27 protein-coding genes are annotated in these 26,475 nt (G+C 58.8%); 17 read left to right on the top strand and 10 right to left on the bottom strand.

All coding sequences use genetic code 11. The features are described from left to right. The first annotated feature begins 118 nt into the window (after window positions 1–118). On the top strand, window positions 119–1,135 hold the full coding sequence (locus tag AC19YS_RS24050) for an ABC transporter substrate-binding protein (protein WP_119741691.1): 1,017 nt from the start codon (window positions 119–121) through the stop codon (window positions 1,133–1,135). Window positions 1,136–1,285: 150 nt separating this feature from the next. Here AC19YS_RS24050 and AC19YS_RS24045 read toward each other — a convergent pair whose 3' ends face one another. Then, window positions 1,286–3,412: a TonB-dependent receptor gene (locus AC19YS_RS24045; protein ID WP_500602775.1), complete on the bottom strand. Its 2,127-nt coding sequence runs from the start codon at window positions 3,410–3,412 to the stop codon at window positions 1,286–1,288. 95 nt (window positions 3,413–3,507) lie between these two features. Continuing rightward, window positions 3,508–3,897 carry a DUF2946 domain-containing protein gene (locus tag AC19YS_RS24040; protein WP_119741697.1) on the bottom strand — a complete coding sequence of 130 codons (390 nt, stop codon included), beginning with the start codon at window positions 3,895–3,897 and terminating at the stop codon, window positions 3,508–3,510. A gap of 92 nt (window positions 3,898–3,989) precedes the next feature. Between AC19YS_RS24040 and AC19YS_RS24035 the strand changes: the two genes are divergently transcribed. Then, window positions 3,990–4,427: a DUF3995 domain-containing protein gene (locus AC19YS_RS24035; RefSeq protein WP_094953794.1), complete on the top strand. Its 438-nt coding sequence runs from the start codon at window positions 3,990–3,992 to the stop codon at window positions 4,425–4,427. 811 nt (window positions 4,428–5,238) lie between these two features. Here the strand turns inward: AC19YS_RS24035 and AC19YS_RS24030 are convergent. From AC19YS_RS24030 to AC19YS_RS24020, 3 genes are all read right to left on the bottom strand, one after another. Further along, window positions 5,239–5,535, bottom strand: a complete 297-nt coding sequence (locus AC19YS_RS24030) for a hypothetical protein (protein WP_234452657.1) — start codon at window positions 5,533–5,535, stop codon at window positions 5,239–5,241. Between the two features lie 353 nt (window positions 5,536–5,888). Next, a complete protein-coding gene (locus AC19YS_RS24025) occupies window positions 5,889–6,521 on the bottom strand; it encodes a hypothetical protein (protein WP_119741702.1) in 633 nt (210 codons plus the stop codon). A 3-nt stretch (window positions 6,522–6,524) separates the two neighbouring features. Continuing rightward, the gene (locus AC19YS_RS24020) at window positions 6,525–11,117 is read right to left on the bottom strand and encodes an RHS repeat-associated core domain-containing protein (RefSeq protein WP_500602774.1); all 4,593 of its coding nucleotides are present in this window, start codon (window positions 11,115–11,117) and stop codon (window positions 6,525–6,527) included. Window positions 11,118–11,371: 254 nt separating this feature from the next. Between AC19YS_RS24020 and AC19YS_RS24015 the strand changes: the two genes are divergently transcribed. The 6 genes from AC19YS_RS24015 (at window position 11,372) to AC19YS_RS23990 (ending at window position 16,867) form a co-directional block, all read left to right on the top strand. After that, the gene (locus AC19YS_RS24015) at window positions 11,372–13,864 is read left to right on the top strand and encodes a TonB-dependent siderophore receptor (protein ID WP_500602773.1); all 2,493 of its coding nucleotides are present in this window, start codon (window positions 11,372–11,374) and stop codon (window positions 13,862–13,864) included. 88 nt (window positions 13,865–13,952) lie between these two features. Then, on the top strand, window positions 13,953–14,282 hold the full coding sequence (locus tag AC19YS_RS24010) for a hypothetical protein (RefSeq protein WP_106577772.1): 330 nt from the start codon (window positions 13,953–13,955) through the stop codon (window positions 14,280–14,282). Between the two features lie 104 nt (window positions 14,283–14,386). Beyond that, entirely contained in the window at window positions 14,387–15,082 is a 696-nt protein-coding gene (locus AC19YS_RS24005) for a fumarylacetoacetate hydrolase family protein (RefSeq protein ID WP_500602772.1), read from the top strand. 36 nt (window positions 15,083–15,118) lie between these two features. Then, window positions 15,119–16,027, top strand: a complete 909-nt coding sequence (locus AC19YS_RS24000) for a helix-turn-helix transcriptional regulator (protein ID WP_500602771.1) — start codon at window positions 15,119–15,121, stop codon at window positions 16,025–16,027. A 128-nt stretch (window positions 16,028–16,155) separates the two neighbouring features. Beyond that, the gene (locus AC19YS_RS23995; protein ID WP_106577775.1) at window positions 16,156–16,602 is read left to right on the top strand and encodes a GNAT family N-acetyltransferase; all 447 of its coding nucleotides are present in this window, start codon (window positions 16,156–16,158) and stop codon (window positions 16,600–16,602) included. 4 nt (window positions 16,603–16,606) lie between these two features. Continuing rightward, window positions 16,607–16,867, top strand: coding sequence for a hypothetical protein (locus AC19YS_RS23990; RefSeq protein WP_200624768.1), 261 nt, complete (start codon window positions 16,607–16,609; stop codon window positions 16,865–16,867). 265 nt (window positions 16,868–17,132) lie between these two features. Here the strand turns inward: AC19YS_RS23990 and AC19YS_RS23985 are convergent, their stop codons facing one another. Further along, a complete protein-coding gene (locus tag AC19YS_RS23985) occupies window positions 17,133–18,077 on the bottom strand; it encodes a sensor domain-containing diguanylate cyclase (RefSeq protein WP_106577777.1) in 945 nt (314 codons plus the stop codon). Between the two features lie 246 nt (window positions 18,078–18,323). Between AC19YS_RS23985 and AC19YS_RS23980 the strand changes: the two genes are divergently transcribed. After that, the gene (locus AC19YS_RS23980; RefSeq protein WP_106577778.1) at window positions 18,324–18,572 is read left to right on the top strand and encodes a DUF1652 domain-containing protein; all 249 of its coding nucleotides are present in this window, start codon (window positions 18,324–18,326) and stop codon (window positions 18,570–18,572) included. On the opposite strand, the gene AC19YS_RS23975 is transcribed toward AC19YS_RS23980, so the two are convergent. Then, entirely contained in the window at window positions 18,569–18,709 is a 141-nt protein-coding gene (locus tag AC19YS_RS23975; RefSeq protein ID WP_164487927.1) for a hypothetical protein, read from the bottom strand. The genes AC19YS_RS23980 and AC19YS_RS23975 overlap by 4 nt on opposite strands. A 225-nt stretch (window positions 18,710–18,934) precedes the next feature. On the opposite strand from AC19YS_RS23975, the gene AC19YS_RS23970 reads away from it, so the two are divergent. From AC19YS_RS23970 to AC19YS_RS23950, 5 genes are read left to right on the top strand one after another with little or no spacing between them, the layout of a single operon-like run. Then, window positions 18,935–19,246, top strand: a complete 312-nt coding sequence (locus AC19YS_RS23970; RefSeq protein ID WP_106577779.1) for a YXWGXW repeat-containing protein — start codon at window positions 18,935–18,937, stop codon at window positions 19,244–19,246. 37 nt (window positions 19,247–19,283) lie between these two features. After that, complete coding sequence (locus AC19YS_RS23965; RefSeq protein WP_500602770.1) at window positions 19,284–19,862, top strand: RNA polymerase sigma factor; 579 nt, start codon at window positions 19,284–19,286, stop codon at window positions 19,860–19,862. Further along, window positions 19,859–20,290 carry a hypothetical protein gene (locus AC19YS_RS23960; RefSeq protein WP_106577781.1) on the top strand — a complete coding sequence of 144 codons (432 nt, stop codon included), beginning with the start codon at window positions 19,859–19,861 and terminating at the stop codon, window positions 20,288–20,290. The genes AC19YS_RS23965 and AC19YS_RS23960 overlap by 4 nt, the downstream gene beginning before the upstream one ends. After that, a complete protein-coding gene (locus AC19YS_RS23955) occupies window positions 20,287–20,781 on the top strand; it encodes a periplasmic heavy metal sensor (protein ID WP_106577782.1) in 495 nt (164 codons plus the stop codon). The genes AC19YS_RS23960 and AC19YS_RS23955 overlap by 4 nt, the downstream gene beginning before the upstream one ends. 37 nt (window positions 20,782–20,818) lie before the next feature. After that, entirely contained in the window at window positions 20,819–21,397 is a 579-nt protein-coding gene (locus AC19YS_RS23950; RefSeq protein ID WP_106577783.1) for a T3SS effector IpaJ family cysteine protease, read from the top strand. 487 nt (window positions 21,398–21,884) lie between these two features. On the opposite strand, the gene AC19YS_RS23945 is transcribed toward AC19YS_RS23950, so the two are convergent. Beyond that, a complete protein-coding gene (locus AC19YS_RS23945; RefSeq protein WP_119741722.1) occupies window positions 21,885–22,247 on the bottom strand; it encodes an NUDIX hydrolase in 363 nt (120 codons plus the stop codon). Window positions 22,248–22,374: 127 nt separating this feature from the next. Between AC19YS_RS23945 and AC19YS_RS23940 the strand changes: the two genes are divergently transcribed. Both AC19YS_RS23940 and AC19YS_RS23935 read left to right on the top strand, forming a co-directional pair. After that, window positions 22,375–23,355 (top strand): Gfo/Idh/MocA family protein, encoded by a 981-nt coding sequence (locus AC19YS_RS23940; protein WP_124417193.1) that lies wholly within the window; start codon window positions 22,375–22,377, stop codon window positions 23,353–23,355. Window positions 23,356–23,399: 44 nt separating this feature from the next. Beyond that, on the top strand, window positions 23,400–24,041 hold the full coding sequence (locus tag AC19YS_RS23935; protein WP_106577786.1) for a ribonuclease T2 family protein: 642 nt from the start codon (window positions 23,400–23,402) through the stop codon (window positions 24,039–24,041). Here AC19YS_RS23935 and AC19YS_RS23930 read toward each other — a convergent pair whose 3' ends face one another. Further along, on the bottom strand, window positions 24,042–24,890 hold the full coding sequence (locus AC19YS_RS23930; protein WP_500602769.1) for an AraC family transcriptional regulator: 849 nt from the start codon (window positions 24,888–24,890) through the stop codon (window positions 24,042–24,044). It abuts the gene before it with no gap. 109 nt (window positions 24,891–24,999) lie between these two features. Here AC19YS_RS23930 and AC19YS_RS23925 point away from each other — a divergent pair, with 109 nt between their 5' ends. Next, entirely contained in the window at window positions 25,000–25,410 is a 411-nt protein-coding gene (locus tag AC19YS_RS23925) for a hypothetical protein (protein WP_500602768.1), read from the top strand. 700 nt (window positions 25,411–26,110) lie between these two features. Here the strand turns inward: AC19YS_RS23925 and AC19YS_RS23920 are convergent. Next, complete coding sequence (locus AC19YS_RS23920) at window positions 26,111–26,458, bottom strand: hypothetical protein (protein ID WP_106577788.1); 348 nt, start codon at window positions 26,456–26,458, stop codon at window positions 26,111–26,113. Window positions 26,459–26,475: the final 17 nt, after the last annotated feature.

The raw sequence follows: 26,475 nt of genomic DNA, 5'->3' as shown, positions 1-26,475 counted from the left end.
TGTATTTCTGCTCTTCCGGAACCTCTACTACAGTTGAGTTGACTTAACTAATCAGAGGCTTCGCGCATTGGCAGCAAAGCCGTCCGCTATGGCTGCGAAAACGCGAGGTGCAAAAGGCATGAAAGGATTGAGAACCCTGTTGGCAGCGTCCCTGACGGCGTTGAGCCTGTCGGTGGCTTCATTGCCGGTATCGGCCGCCCAGGCTCCGGTGCATTTCGCCGACCTGAACTGGGAAAGTGGCAGCCTGATCACCGAGGTGCTGCGCTTTATCGTTGAGAAGGGCTATGACCTGCCCACCGATACCTTGCCCGGCACTACCATCACCCTGGAAACCGCGCTGGCGAAAAACGACATCCAGGTGATTGGCGAAGAGTGGGCCGGCCGCAGCCCGGTGTGGATCAAGGCTGAGGCCGAGGGCAAAGTGGTAGGCCTGGGCGACACGGTCAAGGGCGCCACCGAAGGCTGGTGGGTGCCGGAGTATGTGGTCAAGGGCGACCCTGCCAAGGGCCTCAAGCCTCTGGCGCCAGACCTCAAAAGCGTCACAGACCTGGCGCGTTACAAGGATGTGTTCAAAGATCCGGAATCTCCAGGCAAGGGGCGCTTCCTCAACAGCCCCATCGGCTGGACTTCGGAAGTGGTCAACAAGCAGAAGCTCAAGGCTTACGGCCTGGACGACAGCTACGTGAATTTTCGCAGTGGTTCGGGCGCCGCTCTGGATGCCGAGATTGCGTCATCGATCCGTCGTGGCAAACCGGTGTTGTTCTACTACTGGTCGCCGACGCCGCTGATGGGGCGTTACAAACTGATCCAGCTGGAAGAGCCGCCGTTTGATGCCGATGCCTGGAAGACCCTGACCGACGCGGATAACCCCAACCCGAGGCCCACTCGGTCATTAGCGTCCAAGTTGAGCATTGGCGTATCGACGCCGTTCCAGCAGGCAAACCCGCAGATTGCCGAATTTTTTACCAAGGTTCAGTTTCCCATCGAGCCGCTGAACAAGGCCTTGGCGACCATGAGCGAGAATCATACGGCGCCACGCGAAGTGGCCCAGGCGTTTCTCAAAGAGCATCCTGAAGTGTGGAAGGCGTGGTTGACGGCGGATGTGGCGCAGAAGGTTGAGGCGAGTCTGAAGTAAGCCGACAATCTTTTTATTCGATGCAGATTCAAATGTGGTCTTGTGTGGGAGCCGGGCTTGCCCGCGATGCAGGCACCTCGGTTTATCGGGTAGACCGAGGTGATGCTATCGCAGGCAAGCCAGCTCCCACATTTTTATTGTATTTCAGGCTTAGAACTTGGTTTGAACGGCCACCTCGAAGGTCCTTGGCGACCCTAGGTAATACGCCGGCGACACATGTGCAAACTCCGCATACACCTGATTCGTCAGGTTGCGCACCCGGCCGGTGACCGAGGTGTGTGAGTCCACCTTGTAGCGCAGGAACGTCCCGAACAGCGTGTAGGCCGGCACCGTCAGGGTATTGGCATTGTCCGCATACACCTGCGCGACATACCGCGCATCCACGCCGCCTTGCCAGTCTTGCGTAAAGTCATAAGTCAGCCACACGTTGCCCACGCGCTTGGGTACGTTGGTGGGTGTATTGCCCTTGCGTGAGACCACCGCGCCGCTGGCAATTTTTTCGTTGAAGTCATCGTATTCGGCGTCCACCCAGGCGAAATTGCCCTCGGCAAGCAGCGTTGGCGTGATGCGCAATGAGCTGGCCAACTCAATGCCCTTGGAGGACTGCGCGCCCACTGGAATGCTGTTGTTCGGGTCCAGCGGGTCGGTGACGGCAAAATCCTTGCGTTCGATCTTGTAGGCCGCGACGGTGGCCGAGCCGCGACCGTCCAGGTAATCGAACTTGCTGCCCACTTCCCACTGTTTGCCGGTCGACACGTCGAACACTTGGGTGGTGGTCGACGGCTGCTCGGCCGCGGTGCTGTATTGCACATACACATTGGCCGACGGGATGAACTGGTAAGTCAGGCCCACGCGACCGGTCACCGGCTCCCAGATGCGCTTGAAGTGACGTGGGTTGGTGGCCGTCACCGTTCTGTGGTTGGTAACGTCCAGGTCGATAGCGTCGTAGCGCAGGCCGGTCAGCAGCGAGAGTTTGTCGGTGAGGCCCAGACGGTTTTCGGCGAACAGTGCCTTGGTGGTGACCGCATTGGTTTTGTCCTTGACGAAGCCCGGCCGGGTGCCCGGTATATCGTAGAAGTGCCCCGGGGTGTAATGGTTCGGGTCCACGCTACTGTTACCCGGCACGTTCAGTGGGTTGTTGGTGGTGCTGTTGACCTTGTACTCGAAGCCGCCGGACCAGGTGGTCGACAAGCCGAAGAACGTATCGTCATGGCGCAGTTCGAACTGGTTGCCGTTCTGTTCGCCCTGATGACGCACCTGGTAGGCCGTTGAGCGGTTCACCGCGCTGTTGTCGGCGTTGTATTGGTAGGTCTCCAGGTTGCGGTAGTCGCGCTGGCTGTCCAAGTGATAGAGCGTGTTCTTCAGTGTGGTGCTGTCGTTGATCCGATAATCAATGATCGAACGCGCCCAGATCGTGCGCTGCTCGTAACGACCATCGGCAACGTTGTAGTTGTTGAACCGGTTGTGCCGGTCGATTTTCAACTCACCCGCCTTGGGGTTGAGCACCGGCGTGCCCCAGTACGGGCTGTCCTCATGTTCATCCTGATATTCCAGCGCCAAGGTGTGGGACAGGTTGGGCGTCAGGTCGCTGAGCAGGGAAAACGCCACACTCCAGGCATCCCGCTGGTCGCGGTCGATATAGCTGTGGTTGGTGTTGCGGCTCACGTCCAGACGCGCGTAATGCTGCACCTCGGCACCCGGTTCCGTCAGCGCATGGTTGACGCCAAAAGCCATGCCGGCGGTGTCGTAGCTGCCGTAGGTGAGCTGGCCTTCTGCCGCTTGCTCCTCGCGGGTCGCCAGCTTGGTCACATAGTTCAGCGAACCGCCCACGGAGCCGGCACCATTGATCAAGGAGGAGGGGCCGCCGACCAGTTCGACGCGGTCATAGATCCACGCATCCACCGGCCGGGCCAAGCCGGTGGCGACGTTGATGCCGTTGAACATCTGAGTGATCTGGCTGCTGGTGAATCCACGGTAGGACACAAACCCGCCAAACCCCGGCGGCGCGCTGGCGTTGACGCCAGGCAAGGTGTTGGCCGCATCGCGGAAGGTCTTGGCGCCATGGCGCTCAATGTCGTTGCGAGTCGCAATGGCCACCGACGCCGGGGTTTCCCGCACGCTTAAGCCCAGCCGCGACGCCATGCCACTGGATTGATCCAGGGCCAGGCCCGGCTCAGCGGTTTGCTCACCATCAATGGTGGTGGGGGCCAACTCAAGCGCCCAGCCACAGACAGGCAGGCAGCCGAACAGGCCCGCCAACAGGGGTAAATGTTTCATGGTTGAATCCTGAAAAACTTGGCTTGAAAACAACGCACAGCCGCGCGTATTCCCCAACGGGAACGGAGGCCGGTGCAGATCGGAAAGCGAAGGGATCAGGCGAAAGCGGGCGGCGCGCGCGGGTTGGCCGCAGGCCAGGTGAAGCGGGCAGGGATGTCAGCGGCAAGCACCACCGCCGGTGGTGGCGCATGGGGTTGTGGCAACACCGCCACATTCAGGCTGGAACTCAGTGCCGGTCCCATACCGCCGGTCGAACACAGCGGGCAACCAAACGCCTTCGACAGCGTCGGCAGGTTCTCATCCGTGGAGTTGCTCTGCTTGGGCGCCTGGGTACGCGGGTCCACCGTACAGAACTGGCCGCCGATGCCGTTGAGCTGCATTCCCAGCATCTGCCCATGCCCAATACTGCACGCGAACACATTGAACAGGACGCAGCAGTAGAGCATCCAGGCAATGAGTGAGCGGTCGGCACGGGCGATTTTCATGGGGCGGCACTTTACCATCAGCCGCCGACGAAATGCCTACAAAAAATCTCAGGGCGACTATCATCATTCGCACATTTCAGGGAGCGCCCGCCATGAGCTTTGTCATCGCGCGATGGATCGTCGGGGTTTTTACCTGCATCAGCATGGTGCACTTGTACTGGGCCGCCGGCGGCAAACTCGGCAGCCTTGCCGCCATCCCCCAACTGCCCGGCGAATTCGCCCACGGGCCGCGGCCAGCGTTCAAGCCCTCCGCACTGGGGACATTTTTGGTTGCGATGGGGTTGGTGGCGATTGCGCTGCTCGTCTGCCTGCGGGCCGGGCTGTATTTCTCGCCGGTGTCCCATGGCGCGCTGCAGTGGGGGATCAGCGCGATTGCCGTGGTGATGTTTGCCAGGGCGATTGGCGATTCGGAGTTGGTGGGGTTTTTCAAAAAGGTGGGTGGGTCGAGGTTTGCTAGGTTGGATACGTATTTTTATTCGCCGTTGTGTTTGGTGTTGGGGGTGGGGTTGTTGGTGGTGGCGTGGGGGTGAGGGCGGGGCTGTGCGATGCTGAATGTAGCTAATTCGCCTCAGTTTTTATCTTTTTTAGCTCCAAAATTAAGAGTTGATGAAGCAATAAACGTCTTCAGCGTTTATTTTTGCAGGTGTTATTTTGTTCAGCGCTGTAATGACTTCGTTTTTATATTTGATCAAAAAATGAAAGCTGGGCTGCTGCGTGTGTTTCGCTATCGTAAAACCTACACAGAATTATGGATGGATGTGTTTTTAATAATCGTGGATTTTACAGCGGTGATACAGGTTTCAAAAATTGTCATACTGGTCCAATGATTACATCTTTCGGAACGGGATTTTTGAAGCAATAAAACAACGTCTTGCGGGGCTTCCAGAACCGGATGGTCTATTTTGCTCGGCGCGGTCGGTCGATTTTTAATAATAGAGTAAACCTTTCTTGCTTCATTTTTTTGAAAAAGCCTCCGCTTTTAAGTTCGTTGGGTAAACTTTTCTTCAATAGATGCTCTTCAGCTTTTGAGTTGAATTTCACTCCGTCTATCGATCACCACCCTTGCTGAATAGGCCAATGTTTTGAAAGCCTTTCTGCATCCTCGCGCCAAGAAAACCAAACACTAATGAAGTCGTGATCAATCAAAGTCATCGTACGGAAAACTGGGTCGTTTGTCTGGTCTCTACCTTCCCATGGTTTGACTTGAGGCTCGTCTATGTAGGCCGTTTTATTTCTATCCATTGAATAAGTGTGGGGGTTGTAGCCAACGTTCAATTGTGCCTGACGTGACGGTTTTGTTTTTTCTTGCGTGAAACCGGCAGCGGCTTTTAGTTTTTTATGTTAGAAAAAGAAAAACAATCCTGTGTTTCTATTAATTGCTAATGCATTTAATCTGATTATTTTATTTAACGTTTTTGAGTTTTTAGGTTTTAAATGAGTTTTCAGTATTTGCAGGCTTTCCTTTAGCTCCTGCGGAGTGGTTATGGCTTCATCCTCATATTCATCGATTATCTTTCCAGTGGTGTTGTTTATTTTTTCTAATGCGCGAGACTCTAAAAGTTGTTGGTATTCTTCTTCTGTAAGCGACGTGCTCTCAAGTAGATGGTCTGGGCAGTCGTTTATGTCTAGCAGTCTCATTGCTTCGATCGTGAGTGGCACACAGATTGTTTTCATTTTATTGGTGTCTTATTGGCGTGGATTGCGTCATTGTAAACTGAGGGGGCAGGCAGAGATGAATGCTTACCTTTGGGTTCAATAAAGGTTGATTTTGATTTTTGCAATGAGAAATGGTATCCGTTTTATTTCTGCGGCCTACGCTTAATACCTCTCTGTGAGGAAGGTTTGTTATTTGTAAGTCTCTTACTCTGGAGCGGGTCAGCCCAGTTCTGCCACATATTTTGATCTTCGCCTTTATATTTTTTGGGCAAGCAGGCAGGGGAGATCGGGTATGTCAAGGCCGACACCAAAGAGGCAGAATCATTTTATATAGCTCAGCTGTGTATGTAAGTGTAGACGTCTCTTTGCTGAATCTCTTTGATTTCCATCCTGCTAATTACATCGTTTAGGATGGGCAAATGCTCTGAGTGAAAAATAATCTGAGCTACTCCGTGTGTTTCTGCATCATGGAATCTGAAAGCTAGTAGGGTTCGGTCTGCCAATATTAGCTTGAAATCATCTGATGTTGATAAGTGGCTCAGATCGCTAAGTTTATTCCAAACGTCGCTGGGCTCGCTATTTTTTTTCTGCATGAGTGTCACAGTATAACGATAGCTAGTGAGTGTGGCCGGGTCTATCTGATCAGGTTTTGAACTCAAGTGCTCTATTCCAGAATAAATTGAAGTGGCTTCATTTTTTTTAAATATGTCTTTGGGGCTTGACGATTTCGCAAAACGTTTTAAAGCCAGATATTCCTGGGTTTTGCTTTCGTACGGGAATCCCATGGTGTACCAAATTGAGATTGTTGGCCATTCCGATGTCAGTGCGGATGCAAGTTCGCACCATGTTTTCCAAACGCTTTCAAAGTCCTGGTTTAGCAGGGAAATTGTCGAAAATTCGTGATCGTTGGTCGCGTATACTTGACCCCATGGGTGAATGCCGACTTCTTGGATGAAAACGGTTTTCATTAGTCATTTCTTAAAGTGTGTGTGAGAGTCATCGCCGATTTTTAGTGGGACTTTACGATGGTTGATAGTTGTTTCAGTATTGAAGTGGGGTGCATGATTACCTTTATTGTGCCCAAGGGAATGTTCGCGAATCTCAATTTTTCGTTCGAGTAATTTAAATTCATATACACGTCCTTGTATATAGCGATTTTGATCGGTAAGTGTCTCTCGATAAACGCGTGCCGGATGCTGGTTTTTAGGGATTCCGCCAATTTCTTTCGCCCTTCTGAATGCTCCATTTCGGGAGAGTTTACTGTCGGCCCCTGTCGGCGTTTCTGGCTCTCGCTCGTTAACCCTAGCTGTGTAGGATGGCTCCTCGATTTTATGGGTAGATTTACATCCGTTTCCACCAGGGCACCGATTTAATCCCAGCGGATCTACCCACCCTATCGGGTTGGGCACGTACTGGTAAGCATTGATCCCACCCGCCAGCTTCACCGGGTCGGGCGTCAGGTAACGACCAATATCTGGATTGTAGTAGCGATGGCGGTTGTAGTGCAGTCCGCTTTCCGGGTCGAAGTATTGGCCTTGGAAACGTAACGGGTTGCCGATTTTTTCGATGTCGAGGCGGCTGATCTGGCCGTAGGCACGGTAATGCGCGGACCAGACGATTTCGCCGTCGGGGGCGGTGAGTTCTTGCGGGGTGCCGAGGTGGTCGAGTTGGTAGTGGAAGGGCTGGGTGTCTTGAGGGCCGAAGCCTTCCAGCAGAACTAACGGGCGGAAACTGTCCGGCTCGTAAATGTAACTGCGATGACGATCCGCGTGATGTTCCGCAATCAGCTTGTCGCCTTGCCAGAAAAACTCGGTGGTTATGCCTTCGACGGTTTTGCTGATACGCCGACCAAACGGGTCATAGCGATAGCTGGCCGTTTGTCCGTTCGGTTGGGTGATGCCGATCAGCCGATGCTGGCAGTCGTAGCGATACTCGGTGACGAGTTGGTGGCCTTTACCGCGCCGTTGACGGATCAGGTTGCCGAACGCGTCATAGTCATAATGATGATCGCCCTGAATCACCAACCGATTTCCCGCCACGATGTCCGGGCCGGCGCGGTCTTGCATCAGCAGGTTGCCGGCCGGGTCGTGGCCGAAGCGCTCCTGCTGGTCTTGCGAGTGATCGGCGCGGGTGAGGCGGGCGAGGGGGTCGTAGTGGTAGTGGTGTTCGCCTTTACGGGTGTCGAGCAGGCGGGTGAGGTTGCCGGCTTTGTCGTAGTCGTAGTGGCGGCGGTAGAGCTTGTGTTCCTCTTGGGTCACTGCATGCGCGTGCAGACGGTTTTGCTCGTCGTAGTCGTAGTGGCTGAGGAGTTCGCCTTGCTGGCGTTGGCGTTCTTTTCCGGTTTTGAACAGGTGTGAAGTGAGGGTTTTGCCATTTAGCTCGACGGTGGCGAGGTGGCCGCTTTTGTCGTGGTTGAAGGTGAGGCGGTTGTTGTCCGGCAGGCGCAGGTTCTTCAGTTGGCCGCAGGCGTCGTAGCCGTAGCGCAGGGTGCCCCAGCCTTGGTGGTCGGCGGTGAGGCGGTTTTGGCTGTCGTATTCGTAGGCGAGCGCCCAGTGGCCGTCGTCGACGCTGAGGAGGTTGCCTTGGCGGTCGTAGGCGTATTCAACAACGTTGCCATCGGGGAGAGTTTTTCGTACGAGGCGGCCGGAAGGGTCTCGCTCGTAGCGGGTGATTAGCTGACTGCCATCGTCGCCGTGTTCGGTTTTCTCCAGCAGGTTGCCGTTGAGGTCGTAGACGTACGCCGTACGCTGGCCGTCAAAACCGGTTTCCTGCTTGATCAACCCGTTGGGGTGGTAGTCGAGTTGGTAGGTTTCACCGACTTCGTTTTCGATCTCGGTCAGCAGCAACCGGGTGTTGTCGTAGCGGTAGTTGACCTGGGTGCCGTCAGAATTAATGCGGCGGCTGATGAGGTGCAGGCCGTCGGCGTATTCGTAGCGGGTGACGTGGCCTAATCCGTCACGTTCAGAGGTGATTTTTCCGTACGGGTTGTAGCTGTATTCTCGCGTCGCCCCATCGGGCTGGGTCAGCTTTAACAGGCGCCCGGCTGCATCCCGCTGATACTGAGTCAGCGCGCCATGCTCATCCTCACGCGCCGTCTGCCGACCAACATCGTCATATCGATACCGCTTAACCCCGCCATTCGGCAATTGCTCTTCAACAAGCTGCCCACGCTCATTCCAAACTAGCCGATGACAGCCGTTATCCGGATACCAAACCCCAACCAGTTGCCCGTGTTTGTTGTAGGTGTAGTCCGTAACATAGCCGTCAGGATCTGTCTGACGCGTAATGTCGCCCTGATCATTACGCTCATACTTCCAAACCGCCTCTCCCCGCCGCACAACCCGTACGAACCCGTTATCGTGCTCGTAGGCAGTCGGCTCATCCTCCCCCGGAAACAGCGCCACCAAGCGTCCCGCGTCGTCGTACTGATACGCCGTCACCGCTCCCAGCGGGTCCTGCTCAACCGTCAGCCGGCCCTTGTCGTCATAGGATTTGAAGTGTTCAGCGCCATCGGGATCAACCCGCTGCACCAGCCGCGCCCGTTGGTCATGGACATACACTTCCTGGCTGCCATCAACGTTGTGAACCGTGACCCTGCCGCCGTCCTCCCACACATACCGCGTGTCCATCTGCGAAAAACTGGCCCAGTGCCGAACACATCGCGCCGCCTTACCAGCTCGTTCCCACTCCCAAAAGAAACTCGCCCCACCGGCCAGCTGCCGTTCAAGAATGACGTGCTGCTCGTCGTACCGATAAACCTCGCTTTCACCTACGGCATTGGTCGCCGAAACCAGTCGCCCAGCGTCGTCATAGGCGTAGGAAACGACGTTCTGCTCCGTCACCCAGTCGTAGGGCTCACGGCCTTTGGCGCGATGAACCTGATAGTCCACCGCCACAATGCGGCCCAGTTCGTAACGCAAAAACAAACAACGGCCGACACCGTTATCCAGCCGCTCAATCCGCCCCAAACGATCACGAGAAATGCGCAACCGGTTGTCATACGCATCGCTGATCGCTGTCAGCTGACCGTCGCGAAAGTGATAAAAACGTGATGCCTGAGCCAACACCAGCTCATCAGGCAGGGCACCCAAGTAGATCGCCGCTTCGGCCAAGCTGTTGGTAATCGCAGGCCGAGAAACGGAAGGCAACGGAAACTCAGTACTGCGATTCTCATGATCCGTCCAAACCACCGAATCACCCGCAACCACCAACCGCTGCGCCAGCGCATGACTCCAACCAAACCCCAACCCACAATCCACTTCCGCCGCACTGGTGCGGTACAACCGCGTCCACTCAAACGGCAAAATCCCGTCCAGCGCGCCATCGGTAAGGGTCAGCAATTCTTCCCCGGTGACCATCGACACCGGGCAGCCATGGGTGGCGGTTTTATCCGCAGGCGCCGCCGCATCTCCACGGGGATTCTTCGCAGCCGCAGGCACATCATCCACATGTTCTTTCTGCTTCAGCACCGCGTTCTGCCGTGCCCGCCAGCGCATCTGCATCGTGCCTTGCTTCAGCCCACCGACTACGCCGCGAACTGCCACGGCCTTGTAGCGATCCACCGCCTGCATGAACTTGGTTAGAATCCCAAGCAGGCCGCGCACAAAGCCAACTGCGGCATCGAGAACCTGTGCGCCATACTTGACCAACCGCAAGCTCAGATACGCCACACCCGCCGCCGGCAGCGCGATCATCAACACCGCGCCAATCACCAGATCGATAAGCAGCGACACCACAAACCCCGCCGCCGCCTCGGCCATCTCGCCCGGTGGCAACGCGTCCAGCCACAGCATCGTCGTGCGCACCATCAGGTACAGCGCCGCCTCATCACTGGCCAGCAACATGGCCTTTTCCATGACCTGCGGCGCATCGGTGGCCAACTGCGCCAACTTGGCGGCCTCGGCACCCAGTTGCTCGCCGAACTTCATGGGGTCTGCAAGAATCGCCTGGACCAGCTTGATGCTGTCCCAGACCTCCTTGATTGCCGCCCAACTGCCCGCGAGCACGCCGCTGCCAATCGCGCTGGCGGTGGATTGCTGCCAGGACGGTTTGAAGCCGTTCCATTGCTCGCGCAGCCATTGCTCCAGGTCCGCCGTCAACCCGGCGTAGGAGGCAAACAACGCGTCTACCTGCTGTGCGGAGACGCCGCCCTGTACCCGCACCTGATAGCGCCCACCGGCCACGCAGGTGTGGGAAGCCTTGCCATGTTCATCCAGCATGACCCGCGTAGAACTGCCGTCTTCCAGGCGAATCACCTCAACCGGGATTTCGCCGATCGGCACGTCGTACATCGACTCGAACTTGCTCTCGATCTTCAGCTCGCCACCCGCCTGGCAGCGCGCAACGGTGGAAAAATCCGCATCGGAAATGCTGAAGGAACGTTGCGAATCCCCCACCCGCAGCACCCGATCCATCCCCAGCAACGACGGCATGTCCGCCGCATGGCTGACCGAGTCCAGCGCCCGCGCATACCAGGCGCCCATCTGCTGGCGATATTCCGCCAGGCTCTGATGGAAGCCATTGAGCTCATGTTCGATAAAGGCAATGTGGGCGGCGTGGGTCATCCGTGACGTCTCGGCAAAATGGCAAGGCGTCGGAGCATGCCGCAGGAAAAAGCGCCTGGATGAACGGCTGGAAAAATCAGAAAGGGACGACTTTAAGCAGGCAAAAATCGCCGAGAACTAGCCCGAAGGCCTACACCAAAAAGCGTTAAAGCTCATTGCGTAAAACCTCGGCAAATAAAAATCACTCTCATTATTGCCCGATTTTCCGACATGGCCGTCATGGTTAATAGAACCTCTATTACGCAGGATTTCCCATGTCGCGCCTTGCTCGTCCCTTGCATCCACTGGCCCTGTCAGTGGCGTTTGCCTTTGCCGCCGTGCCATTGCTGAGCGTCCAGTGCTCGTTCGCAGAAGAAAGCAGCAGCGCGTTGCACGGTTTCTCGATTCCCGCCGGTGACCTCAGCCAGGCCCTCAACAGCCTGGCCGAACAGGCCGGCCTGGTATTGGCATTCGATGCAAGTTTGACTCGCGGCAAGCGCAGCAACGGTTTGAACGGGCAGTACGACACCGACGTGGCGCTGACTCAGTTGCTTACCGGCAGCGGATTGCAGGCGCTGAAGATCTCCGCCGACCGCTACCGCCTGGAAGCCATACCGGATAACGGCGGCGCCATGGAGTTGCAGGCCACCACCATCAGCGGCGCCTACCACAGCGAAAGCCCCACCGGGCCAGTCGCCGGTTATGTGGCCACCCGCAGCCTGTCGGGCACCAAGACCGACACCGCGCTGATCGAAACCCCGCAGTCGATCTCCGTGGTCACCAAGGACCAGATGCGCGCGCAGAACGCCGAAAGCCTCAACCAGATCCTGCGCTACAGCGCCGCCGTGGTGCCGGAAACCCGAGGTGCCACGGCCTCGCGTCTCGACCAGTTGACCATCCGCGGCTTTGCGCCGGCCACCTACCTCGATGGCCTGCGCATGCCGTCGAGTCGTGACGCGTTGCCGCAAAAAGACGCCTTTGACCTGGAGCGCGTCGAAGTGCTGCGCGGCCCGGCGTCGGTGCTGTACGGGCAGGGCACGCCGAGCGGGGTGATCAACATGGTCACCAAGCGTCCGTTGGACACGCCGTTTCATGAAGTCGGCGTCGAGTACGGCACCTTCAACAAGAAGCGCACCACCTTCGACCTCAGCGGCCCGCTGGATGATCAGGGCGTGTATTCCTACCGAGTAGCGGGGTTGTTCGATGATGCCGATGGCCAGGTCGAACACACCGAAACCCGTCGCCAGTCGCTGTCCAGCGCCTTCACCTGGCGCCCGGACGAGGACACCTCGCTGACCCTGCTCGGGCATTTCCAGAAGGACCCCAAAGGCGCGTCCTACGGCTCTGTGCCCGCCTGGGGTTCGGTGTCGCGCAGCCCCACCGGGCGCAAGATCGACGTGGATTTCCACGATGGCGAAAAGAACTTCGAGAAGAGCGACCGCGAGTATTACTCCGTCGGCTACGCCTTCGAGCATCACTTCAATGATGTCTGGACCGTGCGCCAGAACGCGCGTTACCTACGCGCGGAAGGCATCTACCGCAGCATTTACAACAGCAACCTGCAGGCCGATTACCGCACATCCACGCGGTCGACCATCGCCACCGATGTCGACATGGACGCCTACACCCTCGACAACCAAGCGCAAGCCAAATTCGACACCGGGCCGTTACAGCACACGCTGTTGATGGGCCTCGACTACCAGAACACCCGCACCGACACCAAGGCCGGTTACGGCAAGGGGCCGAACCTCGACATCTTCGATCCCGTCTACGGCGCGCCTGTGGTCACGCCGGCCTTCACCACCGATGCAACCTCTCGCAGCGAGCAAACCGGGGCGTACCTGCAAGAGCAAATGAAGTGGGATAAATGGGTGCTGTTGCTCGGTGGTCGTTATGACTGGGCCAGCACCGACAGCACCACCAAAACCATCAGCTCCCGCGCCAAGAGCAAGTCGTCCCTGGACAGCAAGGCGTTTACCGGCCGTGTCGGCGTGGTCTATCTGTTCGACAACGGCCTGGCGCCGTATGCCAGCTATGCGGAGTCGTTCAACCCGCAATCGGGCACCGGTTATGGCGGGTCGGTGTTCAAGCCGACCGAAGGCAAACAGTATGAAATCGGCATCAAGTACCAGCCACCGGGCAGCAACAGCTTTATCACCGCAGCGATTTTCGACCTGCGCCAGAGCAACGTGCCGACCCTGGACCCGGACCCGAGCCATCTGTGTGGCAACGGCCGTTGCAGCGTCCAGGACGGCGAGCAGCAGTCACGTGGCTTTGAACTGGAAGGCAAGGCCAGCCTCAACGATAACCTCGACATCACTGCGGCCTACGCCTACCTGGACAACCGCGCGAGCAAGTCCAACAGCACCGTGCAGTACGCGCCGCTCACTGATAAAGGCATAGGTCCGGCGATTCCGGTTCAGGGCACCACCACCTACGGTGTACCGCGCCACACCGCCTCGGCGTGGGCCGACTACACCTTCCACGACGGCCAGCTCAAGGGCTTCGGCGTCGGCGCGGGGGCGCGCTATGTCGGCTCGTCCTGGGGCGATACCGCCAACACCCTGAAAGTGCCGGGCTACACCTTGGTTGATGCGGCGGTGCACTACGACATCCCGAATATCGCCAACCCCATGGACAACCTGCGCCTGGCGCTGAACGCAACTAACCTGGCGAACAAGGAATACGTGGCGTCCTGTTATTCCTATTCGTGGTGCTGGTATGGCTCGCAGCGCACGGTGCAGGCGAGTGCGACCTATCAATGGTGAGCGGCAGATAAGGCAATTTAATGGCCCCTTTGTAACAAAATTCTCGCCAGAATCACTTTTATTTTCAGGTGGTTAGGTGAGGAAGCAAATGCGCACTGTTGGAATCATGCTGATCGCCTGCTCGTTGGCGGGCGGCGCAGCTGCCGTGCAGGCACGGGAGCTGCGCGAGGGTGACAAGTACATGTGCAGTTGGGGCGCCGGCACTGCCGCCAGGGCCCAGGAACTCAAACTGTCGGGCGTGTCGCTGTATGCCGCACGGCAAAAAATCCAGACCATCACGTTCAGCAAGTCATGGATGCGCATGATGGCCATGGGCATCACCGAGCAGACCTACGACAGCCGTTCCCGGCTCAAGCCCGAGGCGATTCGTCAGAGCTTTTATCAGGATTGCCTGCGCTATAAGGTGGCGCGCAAATAACCCGTTAACCTGCACCGGCCAGTGCAAAATCTGCGTCAGCCTGTCCAACTTTGCCCTGGCACGCCTCGTCATACTGGCGCCAGGCAAACCAAGAGGCGCAGGCCATGACTGATTATGTAATTACTCCTGAACCCACCCCATCCCTGGCCATCCATGGCAGCGCGGCACGTTTTCCGCTGCGCCGCGTGTTCTGCGTGGGCCGCAACTACAGCGAACATGCCCGCGAGATGGGGCATGATCCGGATCGCGAGCCGCCGTTCTTCTTCATGAAGCCGGCCGATGCGGTGGTGCCGGCCGAGGGCGTGATTGCCTATCCGCCGCTGACCGCTGATCTTCACCATGAAGTGGAGCTGGTGGTGGCCATCGCAAAGGGCGGGGTAAACATCACTCCCGAGGATGCGTTTTCCCACATCTGGGGTTATGGCGTCGGCATCGACCTGACCCGCCGCGACCTCCAGGCCCAGGCGAAAAAGCTCTCACGCCCGTGGGAATGGGCCAAGGCCTTTGATGAGTCGGCGCCCAGCACCGCGTTGCAGCCCGTGAGTGCGGTGGGGCACCCGTCTACCGGCAAAATCTGGCTGAAGGTCAATGGCGAACAGCGCCAGGTAGGCGACCTGGCCGACTTGATCTGGTCGGTCAGTGAAGTGATCAGCTATGCCTCGCAATCCGTCGCACTCAAGGCCGGTGACCTGATCTTTACCGGTACTCCTGCCGGCGTTGGCGCGCTGAAGCCGGGCGATGTGGTTACTGCCGGCATCGACGGCGTTGGCGAGCTGAGCTTCACCCTCAGCCAGGGTTGAGGCTACAGTGGTGCCCAGGCCACCCGAGATTTCGTTATGCCAGGCACCCGCGTCACCACTTATGGCATGGAACAACGCAGCGACCGTCCCGACTTTTATATCCGCGACAAGCGCGGGCGGGCGGCGTTGACCAGCCCGCATCGGCATGAATATTTCCAGATCCAGATCAATCTGGGCGGCGACACCGTGCAGCATATCGGCGGCGCGGTGCGGCCGTTTCCGCACAAGGCGCTGGCGTTTATCCTGCCCCATCGCCTGCATGTGATTCCCCACCCCGAAGACGGCGAGTTCATGCTGATCAACTTCAGCCAGGCGTTTTTTCTGCCGCAGCTGACCTGCGACCCGCTGGACCTGGAGGACATTCCCATTGGCCAAGCCCCGGAGTTGTCGCCGTTTCGTTTTCAGGAGCAGTTGGATTTCATCCTCGACGACGCGGCCTTCGACGACCTGAAATCCTGGCTGGCGCACATGCGCACCCTGGACGCCCAGCGCACCTTCGGCGCCCGTGAGCGGTTGAAAGGCTATCTCTTCCAACTGATCGGCCTGGTCTGCGAGCAGTACGCCGAACCGCTGCAGGCATTTGCCGCCAATAACGCGACCCGGCGCGGGCGCAAGGACGCCCTGGCGCGGGTGCAGGGCTACATTCGCGAGCATCTGCACGAGCCAACCCTCAACCTGACTGAGGCTGCGGCCGCTGCCTTCCTCTCGCCCAACTACCTCACGCATTTGTTGCGCAAGGAAACCGGCAAACCCTTTTCGCAACTGGTGCTGGATCGCCGCATGCAATTGGCGCGCACCTTGTTGCTCAACAGCGCGCAAATGATCGGCGTGATCGCCCAGCGCTGCGGGTTTACCGATGAGGCGTACTTTTCGCGCTGCTTTCGCAAGGCGCATGGCATGGCGCCGGGGCAGTATCGCCGCCAGCAGCAGGCGAATGCGGTGTAGATAAAGCGCGTGCTTGTCGGTGGCGCTCGACAGCGCTCACATACACCTGCAGGCTGGCTTTTTACAAATCCACGACAATGCTTATGTTTCTATGTGCATACAATTGCGCCCTTCAACAGGAGGCCCGTATGCAAATGCTGATACGCGTGGCGACGCCGGACGATATCGACACGCTCTTCGCTATTCGCACCTCGGTGGTGCAAAACCATTTGAGCCGCGAACAGATGACCGCGCTGGGGATTACCCCGCAGGTGCTGGCAGACAGCATTCGTGAAGCGCCCTGTGTGTGGATCGCCGAGGTTGAGGGCCGGCCTGTCGCCTTTTCCATGGTCGACCGGGCCGCAGGCGAGGTGTTTGCGATGTTTGTACAGCCTGGCTACGAAGGCCTGGGCTTGGGCCGCCGCTTGATGGCGGTGGCTGAAGCGGCACTGTTTGAACAGCATGAACGGTTGTTTTTGATCACCGATGGCCGCGATGAAATCCGTGCCAACGGGTTTTACCAGCGGCTGGGCTGGTCGATGGTTGCTCGGGTCGAGGGCGACGACGTCCGGTACGAGAAGAGCAGGGTGCCTTAGTGTCATGAACCCAACGGAACCCCCAGCGTCCTACGGCTTTCGCTACTTTGCGATCGGGGTTCTGTGCGTCGCGGTATTACTGGGTGGCTATTTCATGTGGCTCAATGCCCAGGTCGACCGGGCGCGCGTCGAGGCGGCCGAGCGGTTGGCACTTTGCAGGCAGGTAGAGCGTGTCGCCAGCGCGGCGTCGTCCAACAGCCTGGAACTTCGCGATACATGCCGGCAATTAAACGGGCAATCATCCAACAGTGTTGCACCTCTATGATTCATAACCCTTTTTAATATAAGGAGATAGAGGCGTAACTTGCACCAAAAAGTGGCATTTATAATCCCGTCCTCCTTAAAAAATGTGTGGTTATTGAATGACTTACGGCGTTTTCAATCCGACGAAAGGATTAAAATCATCTTGTTACAGGTTTTTACAATCGGTACTATAGCCGGGCGTTCACCTCCCACGGTTTATGCACTTTTAAATCCCAGGTTTCCATCAGCTACTTGGGATTTTTTTTGCCCGGAATTTGACTGTGGCGTCAAAGTTCACCGTCGGCAAACTCTGCCCGCATACGCCCGTTATGTTTGGCCTTGTACAGCAACTTATCGACTGACTCGACAAACTCGAGCAGGTTGCTGTTGGGCGTCACCAGATGCGTGCCAACGCCCAGGCTCAGGGTCAGCAGTTTGGAAACCGCTGAAAAGCCATGTTCGATCTGTTGTTGGCAGATCAGGTGCAGGCAGCGTCGCGCCACTTGCCTGGCCGACGCCGCATCAGTCTCCGGCAGCAGCCACACAAACTCCTCGCCGCCGATCCGCGCAATGAAATCCCGTGGCCGGTTAGCCGCCAGCGACAAGGTGCGCGCTACCTGGCGCAAGGCTTCGTCGCCTTTGATGTGGCCGTAGTGGTCGTTGTACTGCTTGAAAAAATCGATATCGAGGATGATCAACGACAGCGGCAACTGGCTGCGCTGGGCGCTTGCCCATTCGCGCTCCAGCACGGTGTCGAACATGCGGCGGTTGGCAATGCCGGTGAGGCCGTCCTGGAAGGAGTATTCCTCCAGTTGTTTTTGCAGGCGAATCAAGTGTTCTTCGGTCTTCTTGCGCTCGCTGATATCGAACATGAAGCCGATCAACGCCTCGACTTCATCGCCCTTGCGCACCACATGCACCACATCGCGAATCCACACGTAGTCTCCGTTTACCGTCAGCGCGCGGTAATCGGCCTCGTGGTCAACGCCGGCGCGCGATTGTGATACGCAAAAGTTCACCACGTACTCACGGTCGTCCGGGTGCATGCGCTCGACCCAGTCGTCCACGCTGACCCAGCTTTGCGGGGTCCAGCCCAGCAACGCTTCGATCTGCGGACCGATGTAAGTGAACGTCATGGTCTGCCAATCGATGCGCCAGGGAATGGCCTTGGTCGACTCCAGCAGCGTTTTGTATACATCACTGTCGGGCAGTCTTGGGGGATCGATGCTCATGGCGGGCTGCTCTGGATGATGGCAAAGAGCCAAGAGCGTCTTGTGAACGCCGTGTAGAGTCAAGCGCTTGCCCAGGCAGCGGACGAGAGGTCGCGTGCTGGGTTTTTGGCGCCAGGGCGCCAGCGTCCACAAGGCAAAATGCGGCTCAGGTATCACTTTTGAATTAATTGTTCAGTGCTCGGCAAAAGCTTATCTATGCTGCATGCAATACACCTACAGGGTAGAACCCAAGGACGGGGGCTTGTCATGATGTCGATCATCGAACTCAACCGCATCATGGCCTCAGGCTTCCTGCCGCTTGTGTGTGAATGCAGCCTCAACAGCGACGGCTCGCTGCGCATCAGCGTATTTGAACCGGCGTCCGGGCGTGTCGACCTGTTGCTGACCCGGGTGTCGCCCCAAGGTCTGGACAGCGTCCGTTCCATCGCAAACCTGATTGGCGAACTGCGCACCGAGATCAAGGCCGGGCGTCGCGGCTTTGCGGCAGTCGGTTAGCTATTGACGGCGCTGCTGGGCGTGGACACAGCGCCGTAGTAGCGCCAGCAGCAATGCCGGTGTTCCGGCAGGATGACACAGCCGCTGAGGCTGGCGATCAGCAGGGCGGCGACAAGCAGAGTCAGGCGACGAGACATGGCTATTTCCTCATGGTGTGCATTGCGTTACACCTTGAACGCCGCCACTTGCGCAAATCCGTCGCCACGCTTTCAAACATTTCATCAAGCGCCGCCATCCCCTGAGTAATACTCGCCTTAACCAGCGTCGAGAGAAATTTCGTCGTTATCGCGACGGATTTTTCCTACCCCGCCGTTCAACCCATCAGCAGCGAACATTTTCGTCCGCCGTATGAAGGAGTTGCCATGAATCCACTGGCCAAATTGCGCTATGCCTTGCTGGTTCCGCTGGCGTTTGCCGCGCTTGTCAGCACCCCGACCTTTGCCCAAACCGAAGTGATCATCCGCCAGGCGCCACCGGCGGAGCGTGTTGAAGTGATTCCCGCCGAACGCCCAGGCTTTGTCTGGGACCGTGGCCACTGGCAATGGATGCACGGCGCGTATGCCTGGGTGCCGGGCCACTGGCAGGAGGTGGTGCGCAATGCCCGTTGGGAACCCGGGCACTGGGAATCCCGTGGCCCGAACTGGTACTGGCGCGAAGGCCACTGGATCCGCTGAACCCTGAACCTTAGCCAGTGCATTGAGAGCTGCCCGATTGAAAGACACTGATCCGGACGTTGAGCTACTGGCGCGTATCAGCAACAACGAGCCTGCTGCCGTCAACGAAATGGTGACGCGCAAGCTTCCGCGTTTGCTCGCGCTCGCCAGTCGGATCCTCGGGGATGCCGAAGAGGCCAAGGACGTGGCCCAGGAAAGTTTCCTGCGCATCTGGCGCCAGGCGGCCAACTGGCGGCCTGGCGAAGCGCGTTTCGACACCTGGCTGCACCGCGTGGCACTCAACCTGTGCCACGACCGGTTGCGTCGGCGCAAGGAGCGCCCGTTGAACGAAGACGAGGTGCTGGAACTGGCAGACAGCGCGCCGGCCCTTGATGAACAGTTGGAAACGGCCGACCGCAGTGCAAGGATGGCCGCCGCGTTGGCGACCTTGCCCGAGCGGCAGCGCGAAGCCATCGTGTTGCAGTACTACCAGGAGCTGTCGAATATCGACGCCGCGGCCCTGATGAACATCAGCGTCGAGGCACTGGAGAGCCTGCTGTCGCGGGCCCGACGCCAGTTGCGCAGTCAACTTGCCGACACACCCGGGCTCGCCCGCCCAGGAAGGGGAAAACCATGACACCTGAACGATTTGCGCACCTGGCTGACGCCTACGGGGCCAGCCTGCACCGCTGGCCTCTGGCTGAGCAGGCGCCCGCCCAGGCGCTGCTCGACAGCGGCAATGTCCACGCCCGCGAGGCATTGCGTGAGGCCAGCTGGCTGGATGGGCAGTTGGACAGCCATCAGTTGGCATTCGCCGACCCGGCGCTGGCGCGCCAGATCCGTGAGTCTGCACCGCGACGGGCGTCGTTCTGGTCGCGTTACGCCCACTGGCTGTCGCCGGCAGGCCTGGTGGGCGCGGGCATTGCCGGCATCGCCGCCGGGGTGCTGGTGGCGTCGCTGAGCGTGCCGTTGCCGATGCTGTCATCCGACGTGCTGCCCAGCGTCTTCGATCAGGGCGATGCCGACGTCGTCTTCACCGTCAACGCCGAGGAAACCGAGCAATGACCCCAAAATCCCTTAAACCGTGGTTGCTTGTCTCGGTGCTGCTCAACGTGTTTTTGATCGGCGGCGTGGGTGGCGGCCTCTACCACTGGATGGCCACGCCCCGGCCTGCCGAAGCGGTGGTCAACCAGCACGGTTTGCGCCAGGCGATGATCAAATTGCCGCCAGAGCGGCGCAAGGAATTGCGCCAGTTACTGCGCCAGAACCGTGCCGACAGCCAACCGCTGATCATGGCCGGTCGCGAAGCGCGGCTGGGCGTGATCAAACAGCTGGAAGCGCCGACCCTTGATCGCGAAGTGCTGGTGACGGAGCTGGCCAAGGCGCGCGAGGCCGACGCCGCGCTGCGGGCCTTGGTGGACACTACCCTGGCGCAGTTCGCGAGCAATCTGCCCCAGGATGAACGGCAGAAACTGGTGGAGGCGTTGTACCAGCGCGGGCAGGCCAAAAGCCGCGAGAAACTTCCCCAGGTCGCGGGGAATAAACCGCGCTCTTGAGCTGTTATGCACTCACGATCACCCTCGAGAGTTGCATATGCCGGCCGCTAAAAAGAAACAAGCCTTTGGATTTTCCTGTGGGGCGGCCTCGTTGCTGTGCGCCGCCGTGGAACTGGGCGGCACCTTGCCCGCAGGCCTGACGGCGACTGACGCCCTGCGCACCAACATGTGTGAAGTCGAGCTGTACAAGATCACCTCCGGCGCCATTACGGGCGGAGTGGTCAAGCCTTTCGACCCGACCAAGGCGGGTTACTCTTACCCGCATAACGTGGCATTGGCTGCGCGTTCGCTGGGGTTGAATGTGACGATCTACATGGATGGGTTTCTGGCCACGGCGCTGTCGGTGCTCTACCCGCAGTGCGAGGAGCAATGCATCAAGGCCGGGTTCCCGGTGATTCATGGCAAACCTCCGGCGCTGGCGGCGAACCGGCGTGCGTTGATCGTGGTGACGACGTTTTTGATTGGCCTGCACTATGTGATGGAGCGGCCGGGCGGTGGGTACATGGACCCGAATGATGGTGAGGATTTTGCCGACTTCAAGGCCATGAATGGGGTGTCCAAGGCGTATGGGCACACCGGGATTACCTTGGTATTGGAGCGGGAAGTGGTGGTTTAGCGTTCACGTTCCTGTGCAGATCCAGTGGGGAGCCGTCGAGCTTTAGCGAGGCCGCGAAGGCGCCAGTGCGGGCACAACAACCCGAGTGTCGGTCACCTTTCTGGGACCGAGTCTCGATCAAAAGCAAAGCACCGCGCCCTGATGGGTTACAACAAAAGCGCTTCTTCGCTGTGCGGCGGCGGGTTGCAAGTTACCTGACGGTAGGGAAACCCAATGTGGGAGCGGGTTTGTCCGCGAAGCCGGTGGGTCGGGTACGAATTCATTGACTGACATGCCGCCTTCGCGAGCAAGCCCGCTCCCACAATTTTTACCGCGCAAGGCTCTCAGGCTAACTGGCCCATCTTTCGAATCTGCCAGGTTTGGAGGCTCGCGCGCGTTTCCGGTGGCGCATGCGGCTGCTGCCGCGTTCGTCAAATCCTTTGTCGAACGGCAGAAAGCGAATGGCGTGGTGAAGCGAGGTTGGCTGGACAGCGTGCAGAGCGCGGAATTACAAACGGCGTAGGAAGGATTTAACGATGTGGCGGGTGGCGTCGGTGGTGTCCAGTTCGTCCAGCGCGGCATAGGCGTGCCAGCGGCAATCGACGATCTCGTTGCAAGGTCGTGCCTCGGCGATATTCACCACCGAGGCTTCGAACACGTGGTGGACGGTGTCGCGGGCCTTCAATTCCTGCAAGTACAGCAAGCCGTCCACGTTCAATCCGGTTTCTTCTTCGAGCTCGCGTTCGGCCGCGCCGACCGGGCGCTCGTCACGCTCGACCTTGCCGCCGGGCAATGCCCATTTCGATCTGGCCTTGCGCACGAAGAGGATATGCCCCTCGTGTTCGCAAATGACCGTGGCCCTTATTTTCATCGTGTGTGCCCCCGCAGCGGGATGAATGTCATAAAAGTGTAATGCAATTGTCATGCTAAGTGCTTATGGCGCGCACGGGTGGGGATGTGGATACTGACCGATTGATGAAAACGGACGAGGAGAACAGATGACTACCGTACGTTGGGGCATGATCGGCTGTGGCAGTGTCACTGAATTGAAGAGTGGACCCGCTTTCTACAAAGCGCCAGGTTCGGCACTGGTGGCCGTGATGGGGCGTCGCGAGGAGGCGGTGCGCGATTATGCGGCACGCCACGGCATTGCGCGCTTCTATACCGACGCTCAGGCACTGATCGACGACCCTGAAGTGGACGCGGTGTACATCGCTACACCGCCTGACAGCCACCTTGAATACAGCCTGATGGTGGCGGCCGCCGGCAAACATTGCTGTGTCGAGAAACCCATGGCCCTCAACGCTGAGCAAAGCGCGTTGATGCAGCGCACCTTCGAACGCGCCGGGTTGCACTTGTTTGTTTCCTACTACCGCCGCTCGCTGCCGCGCTTTGAGCAGGTGCGTGACTGGCTGCGAGACGGGCGCATCGGTGAATTGCGCCAAGTGATCTGGACCTTGAGCAAACCACCGGCCGCCGCGGACGCCAGTGCTGCCAATTGGCGTACCGACCCGGCTGTTGCCGGTGGCGGCTACTTTGCCGACCTCGCCAGCCACGGGTTTGATTTGTTTCAGTTTCTGGCCGGCGATATCGTCGAAGTCACCGGGTTTACCGCCCGACAAGCCGGGGAATATGCCGCCGAAGATGCGGTGACGGCCTGCTGGACCTTCGGTTCCGGCGCGCTGGGCATGGGCTGCTGGAACTTCGTTGCGGACCGCCGCGAAGACCGCGTCGAGCTGATCGGCAGCCGCGGCCGCATCACCTTTGCCGTGTTCGAAGACCAGCCATTGCGCCTTGAAGGCGAAGTCGACGAAGTGCTCGAAGTGCCTTGCCATGCGCATATCCAGTGGCACCATGTGCTGGCGATGAACGCCCACATTCGTGGCGAGGCCGAGCATCCTTCGCTGGCGATCGAGGCGTTGAAGACCGATCGGGTTCTAGACAAGGTACTGCAGCGCAATCCCAACCGCCCCGAGTAACCGTCCTGCGGTGCGCGGCGCCTATGTTTTCAAGGAACAGATGGATGAACTACAAGACAGCCTGGATAGCGCTGTGGCTGGTGCTGGCCAGCATGGTGGCGCAAGCGGCGCCACGCGAGCAGAGGCCCGCGGGAGATTTTGATTTTTACCTGCTGTCACTGTCGTGGTCGCCGACGTTTTGCCTCACGCACCCGGACAACCAACAATGCTCCGGCAAGGGCTATGGGTTTGTCTTGCATGGGCTATGGCCGCAATACGCCAAAGGCGGGTGGCCGGCATCGTGTGACCCGCAATCGCGGTTGTCGGCGCAGGAACTGGCCAAGGGCGCTTTGATATTCCCCACGCGCACGTTGCTTAAACATGAATGGTCCAAGCACGGCACGTGCAGCGGTCTGGATGCGTCGCGCTATCTGGACGCGACGGATGCGGCGCTGGCGACAGTGCAGATTCCGCCGCAGTTGCAGCCGTTCAATGTGCCCAACTACCTGGAAGCGCGCGACATCGAACACCTGTTTCGCCAGAGCAACCCGGCCATGGGCGACCATGGCATGGCTGTAATCTGCAAGGGCAAGGTGCTGTCCGAAGTGCGCGTGTGCCTGACCAAGGAATTGCGCTTTGCCGGTTGCCCCGCAAGCGTCAAGACTCAGTGCCGCAGCGGCGATATTCGGGTCCCGGTGCAGCGCTGATCAGGCTTCCGAGTGCATCGAAATGGCCGCAGGCGTGGTACTCGACGCCCCGGCGCGGTCCGCCAGGTAACGCGCCGGTGGCTGGCCCACGGCTTTGCGGAACATGGTGATAAAACCGCTGGCGTTTTCATAGCCCAGGTCCAGCGCCACGCGCTGCACGCTTTCACCCTTGGCCAGGCGTTGCAGGGACAGGATCACATGCAACTGCCTGCGCCAGCGACCGAAGCTCAGGCCCAGCTCCTCCAACAGCAAGCGCGTCATGCTGCGCTCGCTCATGCCGATGCGCACGGCCCATTGGCTGAGGGTAGCCTTGTCGCTGGGGTCGGCCAGCAAACTCTCCGCCAGGCGTCGCAGCCTCGGGTCCTGGGGCATGGGCAAATGCAGGGCTTCGACCGGTGCCTGGGCCAGTTCATCGAGCAGCGTGTTGATCAAACGTCCCTGGGCGCCGTCTTCGTCATACAGCTGCGGGAAACTCACCGCCTTGCCGATCAACTCATGCAACAGGCCCGACACAGCCAGGGTGCAGCATTGCGCGGGCAGGGCGCCGCTGACGTCGGGATCGATCAACAGGCAATACACCTCGGCCTCACCTGAACCCCTCGCGGCGTGCGGCAGGCCGCCGGGAATCCACAGCGCGCACTGGGGCGGCACGATCCAGATACCGGCCTCGATCTGACAGTGAATCACCCCGCGCAGGGTGTACATCAGTTGGCCTTTGCGATGTGAATGCGGCGTGTGCTCCCAGCGTTCGCTGGTGCTGCTGGCACTCACGGCCACCACCGCACGCGGGAACACGTCGACATCCTTGGACATCGAGGGATGATGCAGATCGAGGCGGTGGTGTTTCATATTCGGTTCGCAGCTTGGCTGAATTGCGAAACAGTCTGGCTATTCTGTGCAATGCCGTCCAGTGGCGTGGTCACTATAGTGAGACCTACTCTCATTCAGGAGCTGTGCCATGCGACTCGACAGTACAACGTTCCCCGTGGTGAAAATCGTCTTCGACGCGCCCAACGAAAGCGGCCCGGAAGATGCCTTTGTGGTCTTTGAAGGGTTGTTGGCCAGAGAGCAGGCCTTCTTGCTGCTGCACGAAAAATCCGTGGACGAAAACGCCCACGAGCACTCTCACGAGGAGCGCAGGCAAGCCTCGATCTGGATGAAGAAAAACAAACAGGCGCTGCGCACCTTCGTCAAAGGCATGATCCAGGTAGAACCCAGTGCCGCCCAACGCCTGGCCCTCAAGCCATTTGCCGCGATGTTCGGCAAAGCCTGGGGCTACCCACTGCTGGTCGTAGAGTCCAAGGACCAGGCATGGGCACTGGCGCGGGATGTGCTGGATGAGCAGATATCCGACGTGGCGCACTTTTGACGTGTGCTCATTGAAAACGGTGGGAGCGGGCTTGCTCGCGAATGCGGTGGGTCAGCTACACCTTCAGTGACTGACACTGCGCCTTCGCGAGCAAGCCCGCTCCCACATTATTCGGTGGCGCCCTTTGGTTCAGGCACACCGTTCGGCCTACTGTGCTGGATGAGCCGGTTTCCAACGTCGCGCACTTTCTAGGTGTACGCAGTAAAAACGGTGGGAGCTGGCTTGCCTGCGATAGCGGTGGGTCAGCAACATTGATGTCAGCTGACACGCCCTCATCGCAGGCAAGCCAGCTCCCACAGGGGTTAGGTGGCGTTCAGGAGCCCACGCAAACCACTCTGCACGACGGTGATGAATGAGCCAGTCTCCAGCGTCGCGCACTTTCTAGGTGTACGCAGTTAAAACTGTGGGAGCGGGCTTGCTCGCGAATGCGGCGGGTCAGCGACACACCCAGTGACTGACACTGCGCCTTCGCGAGCAAGCCCGCTCCCACATTATTCGGTGGCGCCCTTTGGTTCACGCACACCGTTCGGCCTACGGTGATGGATGAACCCGTTTCCAACGTCGCGCACTTTCTAGGTGTACGCAGTTAAAACTGTGGGAGCGGGCTTGCTCGCGAATGCGGTGGGTCAGCGACACACCCAGTGACTGACACTGCGCCTTCGCGAGCAAGCCCGCTCCTGGAGTGTTTTGGCGGCGCCCATCAATCCACACAAATCGCCCGGCCCAGCTTGCCTTTCTCGACCGTCGCCGAGCAGCCGAAGTGGCTGTTATCCACCTGGCACGTACCCGCTACAGGGCCGTTGCCCGATTGCGTGGTCACACTGGTCTGACATTCACCCTCGCACTGGCTCGAATCGGTGCACGCCTTGCCCGCGTCCCTGTACGGCGTGATGCACTTCCAGCTCTGCAACTTGCCGACCTGCCTCATCGTGCCACCGCCCGCCAGGCAGGTGGATGCGGCGGAATCCTGCGCCGGCGCAGCGATGGGCGAGTGGGTCGAGCAGGCCGATACCAGCAACAGGGCGGCCAAACCAATCATCAATTTCATGCAAAAGTCCTCGTGGA

The organism is Pseudomonas sp. MF08831 (assembly GCF_059862645.1).
This window is presented reverse-complemented; position numbering and strand designations above follow the sequence as displayed.

Coding starts and splice junctions, on each gene's coding strand:
- AC19YS_RS24050 (WP_119741691.1), top strand. CDS start 119: ATGAAAGGATTGAGAACCCTGTTGGCAGCGTCCCTGACGGCGTTGAGC.
- AC19YS_RS24045 (WP_500602775.1), bottom strand. CDS start 3,412: ATGAAACATTTACCCCTGTTGGCGGGCCTGTTCGGCTGCCTGCCTGTC.
- AC19YS_RS24040 (WP_119741697.1), bottom strand. CDS start 3,897: ATGAAAATCGCCCGTGCCGACCGCTCACTCATTGCCTGGATGCTCTAC.
- AC19YS_RS24035 (WP_094953794.1), top strand. CDS start 3,990: ATGAGCTTTGTCATCGCGCGATGGATCGTCGGGGTTTTTACCTGCATC.
- AC19YS_RS24030 (WP_234452657.1), bottom strand. CDS start 5,535: ATGAGACTGCTAGACATAAACGACTGCCCAGACCATCTACTTGAGAGC.
- AC19YS_RS24025 (WP_119741702.1), bottom strand. CDS start 6,521: ATGAAAACCGTTTTCATCCAAGAAGTCGGCATTCACCCATGGGGTCAA.
- AC19YS_RS24020 (WP_500602774.1), bottom strand. CDS start 11,117: ATGACCCACGCCGCCCACATTGCCTTTATCGAACATGAGCTCAATGGC.
- AC19YS_RS24015 (WP_500602773.1), top strand. CDS start 11,372: ATGTCGCGCCTTGCTCGTCCCTTGCATCCACTGGCCCTGTCAGTGGCG.
- AC19YS_RS24010 (WP_106577772.1), top strand. CDS start 13,953: ATGCGCACTGTTGGAATCATGCTGATCGCCTGCTCGTTGGCGGGCGGC.
- AC19YS_RS24005 (WP_500602772.1), top strand. CDS start 14,387: ATGACTGATTATGTAATTACTCCTGAACCCACCCCATCCCTGGCCATC.
- AC19YS_RS24000 (WP_500602771.1), top strand. CDS start 15,119: ATGCCAGGCACCCGCGTCACCACTTATGGCATGGAACAACGCAGCGAC.
- AC19YS_RS23995 (WP_106577775.1), top strand. CDS start 16,156: ATGCAAATGCTGATACGCGTGGCGACGCCGGACGATATCGACACGCTC.
- AC19YS_RS23990 (WP_200624768.1), top strand. CDS start 16,607: ATGAACCCAACGGAACCCCCAGCGTCCTACGGCTTTCGCTACTTTGCG.
- AC19YS_RS23985 (WP_106577777.1), bottom strand. CDS start 18,077: ATGAGCATCGATCCCCCAAGACTGCCCGACAGTGATGTATACAAAACG.
- AC19YS_RS23980 (WP_106577778.1), top strand. CDS start 18,324: ATGATGTCGATCATCGAACTCAACCGCATCATGGCCTCAGGCTTCCTG.
- AC19YS_RS23975 (WP_164487927.1), bottom strand. CDS start 18,709: ATGTCTCGTCGCCTGACTCTGCTTGTCGCCGCCCTGCTGATCGCCAGC.
- AC19YS_RS23970 (WP_106577779.1), top strand. CDS start 18,935: ATGAATCCACTGGCCAAATTGCGCTATGCCTTGCTGGTTCCGCTGGCG.
- AC19YS_RS23960 (WP_106577781.1), top strand. CDS start 19,859: ATGACACCTGAACGATTTGCGCACCTGGCTGACGCCTACGGGGCCAGC.
- AC19YS_RS23955 (WP_106577782.1), top strand. CDS start 20,287: ATGACCCCAAAATCCCTTAAACCGTGGTTGCTTGTCTCGGTGCTGCTC.
- AC19YS_RS23950 (WP_106577783.1), top strand. CDS start 20,819: ATGCCGGCCGCTAAAAAGAAACAAGCCTTTGGATTTTCCTGTGGGGCG.
- AC19YS_RS23945 (WP_119741722.1), bottom strand. CDS start 22,247: ATGAAAATAAGGGCCACGGTCATTTGCGAACACGAGGGGCATATCCTC.
- AC19YS_RS23940 (WP_124417193.1), top strand. CDS start 22,375: ATGACTACCGTACGTTGGGGCATGATCGGCTGTGGCAGTGTCACTGAA.
- AC19YS_RS23935 (WP_106577786.1), top strand. CDS start 23,400: ATGAACTACAAGACAGCCTGGATAGCGCTGTGGCTGGTGCTGGCCAGC.
- AC19YS_RS23930 (WP_500602769.1), bottom strand. CDS start 24,890: ATGAAACACCACCGCCTCGATCTGCATCATCCCTCGATGTCCAAGGAT.
- AC19YS_RS23925 (WP_500602768.1), top strand. CDS start 25,000: ATGCGACTCGACAGTACAACGTTCCCCGTGGTGAAAATCGTCTTCGAC.
- AC19YS_RS23920 (WP_106577788.1), bottom strand. CDS start 26,458: ATGAAATTGATGATTGGTTTGGCCGCCCTGTTGCTGGTATCGGCCTGC.